This window comes from Candidatus Palauibacter polyketidifaciens, assembly GCF_947581785.1.
Lineage (GTDB): Bacteria > Gemmatimonadota > Gemmatimonadetes > Palauibacterales > Palauibacteraceae > Palauibacter > Palauibacter polyketidifaciens.
In genome coordinates, this window is sequence record NZ_CANPVO010000050.1 from 18,907 (window position 1) to 33,105 (window position 14,199).

The 14,199-nt window shown below is 70.3% G+C and carries 11 protein-coding genes; 10 read left to right on the forward strand and 1 reads right to left on the reverse strand.

The window, feature by feature from the left end:
• The first annotated feature begins 27 nt into the window (after positions 1–27).
• Genes RN729_RS13570 through RN729_RS13615 form a run of 10 tightly spaced genes read left to right on the forward strand, consistent with a single transcriptional unit; the run spans position 28 to position 11,941 of the window.
• Positions 28–1,539: a glycogen/starch synthase gene (locus RN729_RS13570; protein WP_310785589.1), complete on the forward strand. Its 1,512-nt coding sequence runs from the start codon at positions 28–30 to the stop codon at positions 1,537–1,539.
• A 14-nt stretch (positions 1,540–1,553) separates the two neighbouring features.
• Positions 1,554–2,978 carry a DUF3536 domain-containing protein gene (locus RN729_RS13575; RefSeq protein ID WP_310785591.1) on the forward strand — a complete coding sequence of 475 codons (1,425 nt, stop codon included), beginning with the start codon at positions 1,554–1,556 and terminating at the stop codon, positions 2,976–2,978.
• Entirely contained in the window at positions 2,975–4,966 is a 1,992-nt protein-coding gene (locus tag RN729_RS13580; protein ID WP_310785593.1) for an alpha-amylase/4-alpha-glucanotransferase domain-containing protein, read from the forward strand. The genes RN729_RS13575 and RN729_RS13580 overlap by 4 nt, the downstream gene beginning before the upstream one ends.
• A complete protein-coding gene (locus RN729_RS13585; protein ID WP_310785595.1) occupies positions 4,963–6,348 on the forward strand; it encodes a hypothetical protein in 1,386 nt (461 codons plus the stop codon). Before RN729_RS13580 ends, RN729_RS13585 begins: the two co-directional genes overlap by 4 nt.
• Before the next feature lie 2 nt (positions 6,349–6,350).
• The gene (locus RN729_RS13590; protein WP_310785597.1) at positions 6,351–6,848 is read left to right on the forward strand and encodes a DinB family protein; all 498 of its coding nucleotides are present in this window, start codon (positions 6,351–6,353) and stop codon (positions 6,846–6,848) included.
• 39 nt (positions 6,849–6,887) lie between these two features.
• On the forward strand, positions 6,888–7,793 hold the full coding sequence (locus RN729_RS13595; protein WP_310785599.1) for a hypothetical protein: 906 nt from the start codon (positions 6,888–6,890) through the stop codon (positions 7,791–7,793).
• Positions 7,790–8,482: a hypothetical protein gene (locus tag RN729_RS13600; protein ID WP_310785601.1), complete on the forward strand. Its 693-nt coding sequence runs from the start codon at positions 7,790–7,792 to the stop codon at positions 8,480–8,482. Before RN729_RS13595 ends, RN729_RS13600 begins: the two co-directional genes overlap by 4 nt.
• Entirely contained in the window at positions 8,479–9,678 is a 1,200-nt protein-coding gene (locus tag RN729_RS13605) for a DUF4350 domain-containing protein (protein ID WP_310785603.1), read from the forward strand. Before RN729_RS13600 ends, RN729_RS13605 begins: the two co-directional genes overlap by 4 nt.
• On the forward strand, positions 9,675–10,622 hold the full coding sequence (locus RN729_RS13610) for a MoxR family ATPase (RefSeq protein ID WP_310785604.1): 948 nt from the start codon (positions 9,675–9,677) through the stop codon (positions 10,620–10,622). Before RN729_RS13605 ends, RN729_RS13610 begins: the two co-directional genes overlap by 4 nt.
• Before the next feature lie 32 nt (positions 10,623–10,654).
• Positions 10,655–11,941 (forward strand): DUF58 domain-containing protein, encoded by a 1,287-nt coding sequence (locus RN729_RS13615; RefSeq protein WP_310785606.1) that lies wholly within the window; start codon positions 10,655–10,657, stop codon positions 11,939–11,941.
• Here RN729_RS13615 and RN729_RS13620 read toward each other — a convergent pair.
• Positions 11,919–13,688 carry a stage II sporulation protein M gene (locus RN729_RS13620; protein ID WP_310785607.1) on the reverse strand — a complete coding sequence of 590 codons (1,770 nt, stop codon included), beginning with the start codon at positions 13,686–13,688 and terminating at the stop codon, positions 11,919–11,921. The two genes, RN729_RS13615 and RN729_RS13620, sit on opposite strands and share 23 nt — an antisense overlap.
• Positions 13,689–14,199: the final 511 nt, after the last annotated feature.

Below are 14,199 nucleotides of genomic sequence, written 5' to 3' on the forward strand. Positions count from 1 at the left end.
GCCACTTCGCGACGAAGTATGAGCCGCATGCCTGCAATCGCCAAGCCAGCGCCGACACGACCGCCGGCCGGGGTCAAGCCCCCGGAGGAACTTGCCGTCGTGCATCTCGTCGCCGAGTACTGGCCGTACGCCCGCACCGGCGGCCTCGCGGAGGCGGTGCGGGGCATCGCGACCTTCCAAGCCGCCCAGGGCACCCCTGTCACGGTCTTCATGCCGCTCTACCGATCGGTGCGCGAGGCCTTTCCCGACCTGGAGCCGATTGCGGACAGCTTCCGGGTGCACGTCGGGCGTCGCGTGGAAGAAGTCCGGATTCTCCAGCATCCCGGCCCGCGCCGGAATCCGCGCGTGCTCTTCGTCGATCATCCCGGGTGCTTCGACCGGGACGGGATCTACGGGGAAGGCGGGTCCGACTACGGGGACAACCCGTTCCGCTTCGCCCTCTACAACCTCGCGGCGCTCCGGATTCTGCCGGAACTCGCCAACGTGCCGGTCGTCGTGCACGCGCACGACTGGCATGCGGCCCTCGCCCCCGTCTTCCTGCGAACGCGGTTCGCGGGACGCGAGGCGCACGACCGCATGGCGGCGGTCCTTTCCATTCACAACGCCGGCTACCAGGGACTTCAGGGGCCTGAAGTACTCGAGGAGATCGGGCTTCCGCGCGAGCTGTTTCACTGGCGGCTCATGGAATTCCATGGCCACGTGAACCTGCTCAAGGGGGGTCTCGTATTCGCGGACTACGCGACCACCGTGAGTCCCACGCATGCGCACGAGCTTCGCACCGCCACCGGCGGGTTCGGGCTCCACGGCTCGTTCATCGAGATGGGCGACCGTTTCCTCGGAATCCTGAACGGAGTCGACCTGGAAGTCTGGAATCCCGAGACGGACGATGAGATCGCCGCGACGTTCTCGAGTACGGATGTGGCCGGGAAAGCCGTGTGCAAGCGGGCGCTGCAACAGGAGTACTCGCTGACCGAAGCGCCGCGCGAACCGCTGTACGGAATGACCGCGCGGCTCGTCGGGCAGAAGGGGCTGGACCTCCTCATCGACGGCGGGCCGCTGGAGCGGGCCGAAGGGCAGTTCATCTTTCTCGGCCAGGGCGAAGAACGGTACGAAACGGCGCTGCGCGAGTTGGCCGGGCGGCATCCCGACCGCGTCGCCGTGGACACCGAGTTCGCGGAACCCAAGGAGCACCGGCTCCTGGCGGGAATCGACCTTCTCCTGATGCCGTCGCTCTACGAACCCTGCGGCCTCACGCAGATGCGGGCGCAGCTTTACGGCGTGCTCCCGGTCGCCCGGCGCGTCGGGGGGCTGGCCGACACGATCGAGGATCAGGTCACGGGCTTCCTGTTCGACGGGTACACGTCGGAAGACCTCGAGATCGCGCTCGGGCGGGCCGCCGCGCTGTATGCGGGGAGTCCGGAAGCCTGGAACGAGCACGTGGTCCAGGCGATGACCCGCGATTTCGGCTGGGCAACCAGTGCGGGCCGCTATCTGGACGTGTATCGGCGGGCGCTCGCCGCGCACGCTCCGAGCGACTGAACTGCTCTTCGGCCTTGGATCGGACCACGGTTGTCCTTCACGGCCATTTCTACCAGCCGCCGCGGGAGGACCCGTGGACGGACCGGCTCCGTCGCGAGCCGAGTGCGGCCCCGTTCGAGAACTGGAACGAACGGATCGCCGCGGAATGCTACGAACCCCTGGCACGCGCGGGAGCGTTCGACTGGTTGAGCTTCGACCTCGGCCCGACGCTCGCGCGCTGGCTCGAAGGGGAGCGCCCGGACATCCACGAGAGCTTCGTCCGCGGGGACCGGGCGAGCCGCGAGCGGCTGGGGCACGGCAACGCCGTCGCGCAGCCCTACCACCACATCATCCTGCCGCTCGCCTCCCGCCGCGAGAAGGAGACGGAGGTGCGCTGGGGGCTGCGGGACTTCGAGCGGCGCTTCGGGCGGCGGGCCGAGGGCATGTGGCTCCCCGAGACGGCCGTCGACGTCGCCTCGCTCGAGGTCCTGGCGGCGGAGGGCGTGGCCTTCACGATCCTGGCCCCGCACCAGGTCGCGAATGTCCCGGGCGGCGGCGTGGGGCGGGTCCGCCTCGGCGGGGACCGCGACATTGCGGTCTTCATCTACGACGGCGACCTCTCGCATGGCGTGGCGTTCGGGGCTCTGCTCGACGGCCGTGACGCGTGGTTCGAGGCGCTGCGGGCGGCCGCGTGCCGCGGAGCTCCCTTCGTGGCGCTGGCAACGGATGGCGAGACGTTCGGACACCACCACGGGGGCGCCGACCGCGCGCTCATGCAGGTGATCGCCCGCGCCCGCGGGAGCGAAGAAGTGAAGATCGGGAACTTCGCCTCGGCGCTTGCCGCCGCCGGTGACGTGCCGTTCGTGACCCTGGAGGAGCCGACTTCCTGGAGTTGCGCCCATGGAGTGGAGCGCTGGCGCTCGGAGTGCGGGTGCCGGATGGCGCCTCACCTGGATTCGCGGCAGCACTGGCGAAGGCCGCTTCGGGAGGCGCTCGAGACGCTCGCCGCCGGACTCGACGAGGCCTTCGCGCTCCTCGCGCCGGGGCGGCTGTCGGAACCCCGGCAGGCGCTGGCGGCCCTGGGAGACGTCCTCGGCGACCCCTCGGGGCTGGAGGATTTCGCGGCCCGAGCCGCTGGAGGCACCGCGCGCGGGGAACACCGGGACGAAGCGCTATCGCTCCTCGAACTCGCCCGCGACCGGGCCGCGATGTTCACCTCGTGTGCCTGGTTCTTCGACGATGTGGCGGGGATCGAGGCCACGCAGGTGCTCGGCTACGCCGCGCACGCGCTCGACCGCCTGCGCCGGCTCGCGCCGGAGCGCGCAGGGGCGCTGGAGACCGCCTTCGTCGAGGACCTCGCGAAGGCGCCGGCGAACGACGCCGACCTCGGGAACGCGGCGATCGCCTACGAGCGCGAGTTCAAATCGGGCGCCGACGCCCGCGTCCCGGCAGACGCGTGAGCCGGAACCCGCTCCGTTTTTCATTCGCGATTCACCTCCATCAGCCGGTGGGGAACTTCGACCACGTGTTCGAAGATCACCTGACGGCGGTGTACCGGCCGCTCCTCGACGCGATCCACCGGCACGCGGCCTACCCTGTCTCGCTTCACCTCTCCGGCCCCCTCCTCGACTGGATCGAGCGCCACGCACCCGACTTCCTCGACGACCTCGGGACGCGGGCGGCGCACGGCCACATCGAGCTCCTCGCCTCCGGACGCTACGAGCCCATCCTCGCGGCGCTCCCGTCGTTGGACCGGGTGGAACAGGTCGAATGGATGCGGGCGGATCTTCGCGGCCGGTTCGGGATCGAGACCAGCGGCCTCTGGCTCACGGAGCGCGTATGGGAACCCGATCTCGCCGCGGATCTGGCGCGCGCGGGCATCGAATACACGCTCCTCGACGACCGTCATTTCCTCGCCTGCGGACTCGGGCGCGAGGAACTGGACGGCGTCTTCACGACAGAGAGCGGCGGTGAGCAGATCCGGCTCCTTCCGATCGACGAACGGCTTCGGTACCTGATCCCGTTCCGGCCCGTGGAGGAGATCGTGGACTTCTTCGCCGATCGGCGCCGGGCGGGACGCGGTCAACTCGTTCTCGGCGACGACGGCGAGAAATTCGGTGGCTGGCCGGACACCCGCGACTGGGTGCACGGCGGCTGGCTGGACGCGTTCCTCGAAGCGCTGAACGCGGGCCGCGGGCGGGGCGAACTGGAGTTGGTCACGACCGGCGACGCGGCCTCCGGACCGAGCCGCGGGCTCATCTATCCCGCGGCGGGCGCATACCGCGAGATGGAGGAATGGACACTCCCACGTCCGGCCGCCCGTCGCCTGGAGCGGCTTGTCGTCACGGCGTCCGGCGGAGAAAGCGACGATCCGCTGATCCGCGGCGGACACTGGAAGGGATTCCTGCGTCGATACCCCGAGTCGAATCGCATGCACAAGACGGCGCTCCGACTCTCCGCGATCTCGCGGGATCGCGGAGACGCCGCCCGGACCCGCCGTGCCATCGCGCGGGCGCAGTGCAACGACGCGTATTGGCACGGCGTGTTCGGCGGGGTCTACCTTCCCCACCTGCGCCGGGCGGTGTGGCGCGAACTCGCCGCGGCCGAACAGCAGCTGCGCGAGGAAGAAGACATCGCGTGCGAGATTCTCGACTTCGACCTGGACGGCCATGACGAGATCTGGATCCATTCGGCCCGGAGTTCCGTCGTGATCAGCCCCGCACGCGGCGGCGCGACCGAGATTCTCACGGTCTTCCGGGACGGCGTGAACTACGTCGACGTCCTCTCCCGCCGCCTCGAGGCCTACCACGGGGATCCAACGGAATCCGTCGTGACGAGAGAGAGAGGGGGAAGCGTGGCCCCTCGGGCGCGAAACCGGAACCATGGCATCGCCTCGGTCCACGACCGCGAATCCGAAGCGCCGATCGCACCCGCGCCGGACCGCGTCCCCCTGGCCCTGCTGCAGGAGGCCGCCCTCGCACCGCCCAACAGCCCGGACTTGGGGGGATGGTCCGTCATCGTGGATTGGCGGCCCCACCCGTTCCGGCTCGCCGGCGTGCCGGGTCTCGAGCCCGGCTCCGAGTTCGGCCGGATCCGTCTCCACCTCAAGTCCGAACCGGGTCTTCCCCGCCTCGACAAGACGCTCGACATTCACGGCGATGGCAGAATCGAAGCGACGCTCGACTGGAGCGCGGCCGGCCTTCCCGCGGACAGCCGGGTCGTCACCCGCCTGCCGCTCGCGCACCCCATGAGGGTCGAAGCCAGGGCGTCCGGGGGCGAGTCGCACGAGTCGCGCACACGGATCGTGACGCTGGCCCGGTCCGAACGTGGCTTCGAGGAAATCGACCAGGGGGAACTCGTCGAAGTCGCGTGGCCGGCCGCGGTCCGACGGGCGCACGTCAGCCTTACACCCGAAGCAGGCTCCGGCGGCGCCGGAGGTCCGCAATGAACCGGGGGCGGCGGCTCGATCCGCGGTGGCCCGCCCTCCTGGCCGTCATGGCCGCCGCCTGCGGAGAAGCCGAGACCGTCGCGCCCACCGAGACGGGACCGGCGTCCATCGTCGTCCTCGCGGGCGCGGATCAGCGCGGAGTTCCCGCGCGCGCGCCGGCCGAAGCCATCACCGTCCGGGTTCTCGACGCCGAGGGACGTCCGGTCGGCGGCAGCACCGTCACCTTCCAGCCGGATCCCGGCCACGGAAGCGCGGACCCGGCTTCGACCGTCGCGGACGCCGGCGGCGAAGCGGCGACGACGTGGACTCTCGGGGCCACTCCGGGGCCCCAGCGCCTCGCCGTTTCGGCCGGCCGGGCCGGCGCCACGGTTCGCGCCGAGGCGATCGACCTCGATGCCGAACTCGATGCGCTGTTCGCTCCCCCCTCGGCGGCGGAGATCGAAGCGGTGCGAGTCGACTGGGCACAACGTGACATTTCGGCGGCCGAGGTCTCGGTCGAACTGACCGAGGAGCTGATGCTCGGCGAGTCGACCGCTACGCTGCGGATCGTCTCCCACGTCGTGGCGGGCGCCCGCCACTTCGGCGCCATCATCGTGCCGGACGGCGCGGCTCCCGAGACGCTGCCGCTGCTCATGTACTCCCACGGCGGCGACAACGGGGTATCGGTCGACGACATCGAGATCGTCACGCTGGCCCTTGGAGAGTTGAGCCGCCGCTTCGTCTACGTGATTCCCTCGTTCCGCAGCGAGCCCCTCCGATACGAGGGCCGGAGTTGGGTGTCGGAGGGTCCCTCGGGTCACTGGGACTACGACGTCGACGACGCGCTCGCGCTCGCGAACGTCGCGTTCGAGACGACGCCGGAAGCCAGTCCCGACGCCATCCACATTATCGGCGGCAGTCGGGGTGCCGGTGTCGCCCTTCTCGCGGGAGCGCGCGATGAGCGGGTGGAGCGCATCGTGGCGTTCTTCGGGCCGACGGACTTCTTCGATGACTGGATCAGGGTCATCGCCTGGAAGACTGCGCTCGACGGCCCCTGGGACCTGCCCGGCCTCATCCACCTCGACTCCACCGTCGTCCAGCCACTCGTCCGGGGCACGCTGTCCTCCCCCGAGGCGCGCCTCGAACTCGTGCGTCGGTCTTCCGTCCTCTTCGCCGCCGATCTTCCCGCCGTCCAGGTGCATCACGGCACGGCGGACTTCGTCGTGCCCGTGAGCCAGGCGGAGTCGCTGATGCGGACAATGACGGCTCTGGGCCGCACGTCTCACGACTTCGAGGCGTTCATCTACGAGGGAGGCGGGCACGATTTCCTCGCTCTGCCCGGAGCCATCCCCCGCGCGGTCGAGTTCATGTCGGAGGTACTGCAGCCGAAAGGAAACCCGTAGCCATGAGAACCCGGATCGCCCACACCATCGAGATCTTCGAAGCCGCGCGCAGACCTCTCTTCACCGTGCTCGACGGGATCTCGCGCGAGGACCTCGACTGGCAGCCCGCGGAGGGGATGCGCGGGATCGGGAAAATCTGTCGCCACATGTACCGCGTGGATGTCTGGTTCCTGAAACAACTCGGCATCACGCCCGTGATCGAAGAAGATGGTCCGGGTCCGGCCGAGGAGATCGCGGCGCGCATGAAAACGATTCAGGATCAGATCGTATCCGAAGTGGAGGCGTGCGGGAGCGACGCGGATCTCGTCGCCGAGCGTACATCTCCGGACGGAAAGATGACCCTGAGGCTGGGGGCCACCGTCCTCCATATCGCCCAGCATTATCTCTACCACCTGGCGCAGATCACGTACCTGCGCCGCATCCGCGACCGGGCATGGTCCGTGCCGCTGGACGAGTGGGAGACGGCCACCCACATCATCGAGGACCGGATTCTGGAGTAGCCGGGATCCGATCCACCGACCCCGAACGGAGAGGCCGGGATGTCCGTCATACCACAGAGACCGCTGGGTTTCGGCGAGATACTGGACGGCGCCATCCAGTTCTACCGGCGCGACTTCGGGCTCTACTTCCTCATCGCCCTCGTGGGCGCCCTCCCGGGGTACGCCATGCTGCTCGCCCTCGGGACGCCCGGTACGGGCCTCGATCCCTCGGGGGCGCCTGCCGTCGGCGAACTCGGATTCGACATGGCGATCCTGTTCGCGGCGGCGGCCCTCTCGTGGGTGGGGACGCTGGCGGTCGCCGTCGCCATGGCCGCCCGTCTGGAGGGCCGTCCGGCTTCGCTGGAGGGCGCGTACCGCGGAGCCCTCCGTCCCTTTCCGAGCGGGGCCGGCGGGTACCTGCTCGCCCTGCTGATCGCGGTCCTCGCGGGTCTGATCGTCATGGTCCCGATCATGGTCGCCGGAGCCGCCGCGTTCGCGACCCTCGACAGTTTCATCGCAGGCGTGACCGTCCTCGGGCTCACGGGCCTCGCGGCCGCGCTCGTCGTGCTGGCGATCTGGTTCCGCACCTCGTTCGCGATCTTTCCGGCCGTGCTCCTGGAAGGGCGAAGCGCCGCGGCGGCCGTGCGCCGCTCGCTCAAGCTCGGAAAAGGGGCCTGGCTCCGGATCCTCGGAGTCATGCTCGTCGCCACCATCATCCGCGACGGCCCCTCCTTCGGCATCTTCGCGCTCTTCGGGGGTTTCGAGATGTTCACGTCGCCCACGACGGCGGGCACGCTGAGTCCCGGTCTTCAGGCGGTACAGAACACCCTGGACCTCCTGATCGGATCGCTCACCAAGCCTTTCCTCGTGGCGACCCTGTTCCTCCTCTACCACGATCGGCGGGTGCGTCTGGAAGCCGCTGATCTCGAAACGGCCGCGGCGGCGATGGCAACGGGCGGAGCGTGACTCGACTCGCCGGTCGCGCGGCTTTCCCGGCCGGGCAGGAGCCGTCGCCCGCCGCCGAACCCCTTCCTTCGCCGGACGCGATGTCCGATGCGTTGCGGGAGATCCTCGCCGGATCGGAGTTCGCCTCCCCTGCCCTTCCGGCGCGACGGCGGATCTTCGAATGGATCGCCAACACGCTCTCCGACGCGTGGGATTGGCTGCGACGATTCCTGTTCGAAGAGGGAGGCGGGGTCATGGAGGTGATGGCCGTCCTCGTGGTCCTGGCCGCGCTCGTCGCGCTGGGGGCGGTGGCCCTGCGTCGCGGGCCGCAGTGGGTGCACAGGGTGCGGGGAACGGGGGACGAGGGACCGGAGGACGACGGCGCGCCCGTCTCGGCGCGCGAGTGGTTGGGCCTTGCCCGGACGCGCGCGGGCGAAGGGGAGTTCCGACCGGCGGCGAGCGCGCTGTATCAGGGGTTCCTCCTCACGCTCGACGGGAATGGCGCCGTGGCGTTCCACCCGTCGAAGACGCCCGGCGACTACGCCCTCGAGATGGAAACCGGCGCCGGCCGCAGCTTCATCCGTCATTTCCAGGGACTTTCCTTCGGTCAGGAGACGCCCACCCCCGCCGGTTATGAGGCCCTGGAGGATCTCGCGCGGGACGCGGGGTGCCCGACACCCGCGTCGAGCGAGGAGGCCGATTCATCGTGAGCGCCGCCGGCAGGTTCAGGACGTTCGCGTGGGTCGGCGCGATCGCGCTTGGGGCGGGACTCGCCGCGTACCTCGCCCGCCCCTCGGGACGCACGGCGCTCGACGTTAAACGGAGTTCCTTCCGGACGACGCCGGACGGCGTGGCCGCGTTCGCTCGCGGGCTCGAACGGTTCGACCGCCCGACCGCACCCCGGCTCACGCCGCTGGCCGACGCGGATCCGGTCCCGGGGGCGCTCGTGCTGCTCTCGCCCGCCGTCGTCCCGAGCCCGGTGGAGGTACACGCCCTCCTGGAGCGAGTGCGCCGCGGGGGCACCCTCGTGTACGCGCCGCAACTGTCTCCGGCCCTCGCAAGCACGTTACGGATCACGCCGCTGATGGATTCCCTGGGCATCGCGTTCCGCGTGCCCCGGCCGGGCGATCTGGAAGAGCCGGAGTGGGCCGCCCACCCGCTGACCGACGGCTTGCCGGAGCCGGCGCCTCCGCGCCGCGCGCTCCGCCGCATCACGGCCCGGGAATTCCCTCCCGTGCAAGCGCTGCTCACCGTGGGGAGAGACCGGGACCGAAGATGGACGGGCGCCGGCCTCATGGCCCTGGGGGAGGGACACGTCATCGTCCTCGGCGATGCCGAGCCGCTCTCGAACGGCCGCATCGCCGACGACCCTCTGACGTTCGTCGTCATGCGGGCCGTGCTCACGCACACGGCGCCCTCCGACACGATCTTCTTCGCCGAGTTCCACCAGGGCATCCGTGGCTACGAGAGCACGGCGAGACGCTGGGCGGGCTTCGTCTTCGGCACGGACCGGGGGCGAACCCTCCTGCAACTCCTCCTCGCCGCGTTTCTCGCGCTCGCCTGCGCGGGGCTGCGCTTCGGCGCTCCGACGACGGCCGCCGCTCCGCAGGACCGTGAACGAAGGTCTCCGCTCGAACACGTCTCCGCCCTCGGCGACCTGTACGAGAAAGCGCGAGCCCGGCGGACCGCCGCCCTCCTCCTCCTGGCGCGGCTGGCCCGGAGCGTTCGGCGCCCTCCACCGAGGGACGTTGCCGAGGCCCGGGCGCTGATCCGCGAGCTGGAGACCCGGCGGGGAGAGCAGCCCGGCCTGGCCCGGATCCGACGCGGCTTGCGCGCCGATCCGGTGGACCTGACGATGGTCGCCGCCGGAATCGACGACCACCTCGGACGAAGGGCGGAGTCATGACGACGCGCGACGCGGCGCTGCGTCTGCTGGGCGACATCGAGAAGGTGATCCTCGGCCAGGAGACCGTACTCCGACAGCTGATGATCACCCTTCTTGCCCGTGGCCATGCGCTTCTCGAGGGTGTGCCGGGGACGGCCAAGACGCTCTCCGTCCGTGCCCTCGCCCGCGGCCTGGGGCTTGACTTCGGCCGCGTCCAGTTCACGCCGGATCTCATGCCCACGGATCTCGTCGGCGTGAGCGTGCTGGACGAGACCCAGCGGAACTTCCGCTACCGGCCCGGCCCCGTGTTCACCGACCTGCTCCTGGCCGATGAGATCAACCGCGCGCCGCCCAAGACCCAGGCGGCGCTCCTGGAGGCGATGGAGGAGCGCCAGGTCACCGTCGACGGCGCCACGCGGGCCCTGCCCGCGCCGTTCACGGTCTTCGCGACCCAGAATCCGGTCGAATACGAGGGGACCTATCCACTCCCCGAGGCGCAGGTCGACCGCTTTCTGATGAAAGTCGTGATCGACTATCCGCCGGAGGAAGCGGAGCGGGCGATTCTTGACCGTCACGAGGGCGGGTTCCGGGCGGACGACGAGGCCACCTATCCGATGGGCGAACCGCTGACGCGCGAGGCGCTCCTCGCGGCGCGCGACGCGGTGGACGACGTCCACATGGACGAGAGAGTCAGGCGCTACGTGACCGGGATCGTGCGGGCGACGCGGCACGACCAGGCGTTCGCGCTGGGGGCGAGTCCCCGCGCGGGCGTGGCCCTCTTCCAGGCCGCGAGAGCGGAGGCGTTTCTCCACGGCCGGGACTTCGTCACGCCGGACGACGTGAAGTCGCTCTCGTTCCCCGTGCTCCGGCACCGCGTCGTATTGACCGCCGAGGCGGAGGTCGAAGGACGTTCTTCGGACGACGAACTGCGGGCGCTGCTCGAGACACTGGAGGCGCCCCGATAATCCGCATCGCGGTGGTCCCCGGCGGGCGGACTTTGTGGCTGCTCGGGCTGACCTCGTTCGTCTTCCTGTTTTCGGCGACGGCCGCCCTGGCGACGGACGCCGTCATCCTCCTCCTGGCCTGGATCGACGGTCGGCGTGCGAAGCCTCCGTCGGTCTCCCGCACGGTGCCGCGCATCGCCGCGCTCGGGGAGGTCACCGAGGTCGGCCTCGACGTGGTCAACCCGACGAAGCGGCGGCTCTCCGTCCTCCTCACGGACGACCTCGATCCATCCCTCCGTCGCCTCCCCGGACGCGACGGAAACGAAGCGTGGGAGGCGGGCGTGCGGCTGGACATCCCTCCCGCTTCGGTCGTACGCGCCCGCTACAGGATGCGGCCGCGCACACGCGGATTCCTCGGCATGGGGGCGATTCATCTGCGAACGCGCTCGCCGTGGGGATTCGCATGGCGGCGCTCCACCGTGGACGCGGAGCACACGCTGCAGGTGCAGCCCGGGATCCGGAGCCTCCTGCGGGACCGCAGCGGCCACGCGCTCCGGCGCGGCCTTCGCACTGCCGGCTCCCGCCGCAGCCGGCAGTGGGGTGACGGCCGCGAGTTCGAGAGCCTGCGCGACTACGCCGAGGGGGACGACCCGCGCATCGTCGACTGGAAGGCGTCGGCGAAGCGCCAGCGTTTCGTCGTCCGCAACTACGAGGCGGAACGCAGCCAGAACGTCGTCCTCGCCATCGACGCGGGCCGCCACATGCGCGAGCGGCTCGCGGACCGGGAGCGGGTCGATTTCGCGCTGGCGGCGGGCATGATGCTCGCCAACCGCGCGCGAAGCTTCGGGGACCGGGTCGGAACCGTGGTGTTCGACGACCGGATACGGCATCTGTCACCGCCCCGCCGGTCGGATCCGGCCGCGCTGGCCCGCATCTTCGCGGGCGTGGAGACCCGGCCGGTCGAGCCCAATTATCCGCTCGCGCTCGCCACGCTGAGCCGGACGTTCCGCAAGCGGTCGCTCGTCATCCTCTTCTGCGATGTGATCGACGAGGCCGTCTCTAAGGCGCTCGTGACCTCGCTGGCCCGGATCGGGCGCGCGCACCTGCCGCTGGCCGTCGCCATCCGCAACCCGTCGCTCGAAGCGGCCGCGATGCGGCCCGCGACGGATGAGGCCGCGGTCTTCCATCGCGCGGCCGCCGAGGAACTCGTGCAGGCGCGCGCGACGACGCTTCATGTCATGCGCCAGTCGGGGATCCTCGTCGTGGACACGCCGCCCGGCGACGCGCTCGTGCGCACGCTGGACAAGTACGTCGAGATCAAGGAGCGGGGGCTGCTCTGACCCGCCCGCGCGGGTCGTCGTCGGAACCGCGGCCCGCGAAACCGAAGTACGCCGTGAGCAGGAGCGCGGTGGCGCCGCCGAAGACGAATTTCGCCGCGGCCGGAAGTCCGGACGGGGAATAGAATCCCTCCACGAGACCCGCCACGATCAGCAGGAGCACCGCACCGCCGACGAGCGAGAGGAAGGCGCGGCCCCGCTCCCGCAGCGCCTCCCGGCGCGTGCGCCGTCCGGGCACGAGGAGCGCCGACCCGAGCCCCAGCCCCGCCCCGCCGGCCAGGCAGATGGCGGTGAGTTCCATCACGCCGTGCGGGAAGACGAAAGCGAGAATCACCCCCAGCACGTCGTTGTTCGCATACAGACCGAACCCGGCTCCGAGCATTACCCCGTTGAAGACGAGGATCAGCACGGTGCCCGCGCCGGCGAGCAGCCCGCCCGCGAACGCGACGAAACTCACGTGCACGTTGTTCGTCACCACGGCGGAGGAAAAAGCTGGCCGCGCGGCGCCGTCGATGTCGATGTACGACGTGTTGATGTCCTGGCGGGCGGTGCTCTCGGCTCTCGCCAGCATCTCCGCCGGCATGATCGCACGCGCACGCGCCGGACGATCGCGGACGGCCGCGTACGAGGCCAGCATGGGACCGAAGAGCAGCAGGGCCGCGAGGAGCACCGGCCGGTGGTGGCGCCGCACCGCCCGCGGCAGTTCGCGCGCAATCCAGCGTCCGAGGGGCACCGTCGCCCTTCCCTTCGCGCGGTACAGGAGGTTGTGGCCGGCCCCCGCCCATCGTTCCACCGCCTCCAGCAGCCCCGGCGACGCACCGTAGGTGCGCGCGCGCGCCAGGTCCGCCGTCACACCCCGGTACAGGCGGCCGAACGCGCGCACCTCCGCCTCGCTGAACCGGTCCAGCCCGCCGGCGCGCCCCTTCTCCACCAGGTCGGTGTAGGCGGCCCACGCCTCGCGACGCTCGCGCGCCATCGCCGCGGCCTGCAGGCTCGCCCCGCCCCGGCGCGCCGCGTGTCTCGGGGCTTCGTCGTCGTGCAACCGGACGAGTCGCGTATCGGGAGCCGCCTCGGGGTCCAGGCCGCCCAGGCCGTCCAGACCCAACGCCGGTCGCACGGCCTCCCAGACGGAGGCGGCCACGCGGCTTCGGACATCCGGTTCGAGGTCGGCCCGGCGCGCCACGAAACCCGACACCAGCGCGAACTGTTCGACGGAGAGTCGAGGGCGGCCGGCGCGGCCGTCCGTCCGCGCCTCGTCCCCGAACATCTCGCCGCCGCCCGCGTCCCGGACCACGATCGTGCCGGCGACGAGGTCTCCGAGGCGTTGCGCCCGGCGGCTTGCGAGGATCGACGCGGCCCCGGCCATTCCCGCCAACCCTGGCTGCAGATCCACGATCCGGATCAGGTTGCGGAGCACCGACCCCTGGAAGGAGAGCGGCTCCCCGCCGTCGTGCAGCACTCGCAGCCCCAGCGCGCGTTTCCCCGGCGTACGTCCGTCCCACACCGCTTCGAAGAAGAGGAAATACCCCCACACAGCGAAGAAGCCGACGACGTAGAGCACGGCCTGGCCGAGCCCGCCCGTGTACCGGAAAACGAGCGCCACGAGCAGAATTGCCGTCACGATGATGGCCAGATCGAGGGCGAGCGCGGCCGCCCGCGACCCCAGGTCCGCGAGCTGGTACTCGAGCTTGACGTGCTCCGGCGTCTCCAGCGAGACCCGCCGGTGAAGCCCCGCCCGCGTGTCACCCATCAGCCGGGCTTACGTGGTGAACTGCGCCACGATGGAACCGTGAACCGCGCCACCTCCAGGCCGATAAGGAGAGCCGCGACGGAGAAGGCCGCGATCGCGAGGGCCGAAAGCAGAACGCCGATCTCGCCGATCGACCTGGTCCAGTACCATGCGGAAAAGAACGTGGCTCCGAATTGGGCCGCGAAGATTGAACGCTTCGGAATGTTCCCGTACCGGTTCATGCAGAGCCGCCTTGAGCCTCAAAACGTCGTTCTCCTACGCCCAGGCTAAGCGCGTCCTGGCGCCGCGCAAGCGGTCACGGGATCAGAGGTCGCGGCGGCGGAACCGGTCGGTCCGCACGCGTAGGGCGGACCCGGGGGGAGTGGAGGATAGCGCGCTCGTCACGGAAAGTCACTAACGGGCCACGGCGATTACCCGCTAGTTCACAAAATGCTCACAATCTGGCCGTTATCTTGGAAAAATAGCGGGTGATAATTGGTAGTTATCAACCGCTAAACCGCCCGGCGACGAC

Coding starts and splice junctions, on each gene's coding strand:
- RN729_RS13570 (WP_310785589.1), top strand. CDS start 28: ATGCCTGCAATCGCCAAGCCAGCGCCGACACGACCGCCGGCCGGGGTC.
- RN729_RS13585 (WP_310785595.1), top strand. CDS start 4,963: ATGAACCGGGGGCGGCGGCTCGATCCGCGGTGGCCCGCCCTCCTGGCC.
- RN729_RS13590 (WP_310785597.1), top strand. CDS start 6,351: ATGAGAACCCGGATCGCCCACACCATCGAGATCTTCGAAGCCGCGCGC.
- RN729_RS13595 (WP_310785599.1), top strand. CDS start 6,888: ATGTCCGTCATACCACAGAGACCGCTGGGTTTCGGCGAGATACTGGAC.
- RN729_RS13610 (WP_310785604.1), top strand. CDS start 9,675: ATGACGACGCGCGACGCGGCGCTGCGTCTGCTGGGCGACATCGAGAAG.
- RN729_RS13620 (WP_310785607.1), bottom strand. CDS start 13,688: ATGGGTGACACGCGGGCGGGGCTTCACCGGCGGGTCTCGCTGGAGACG.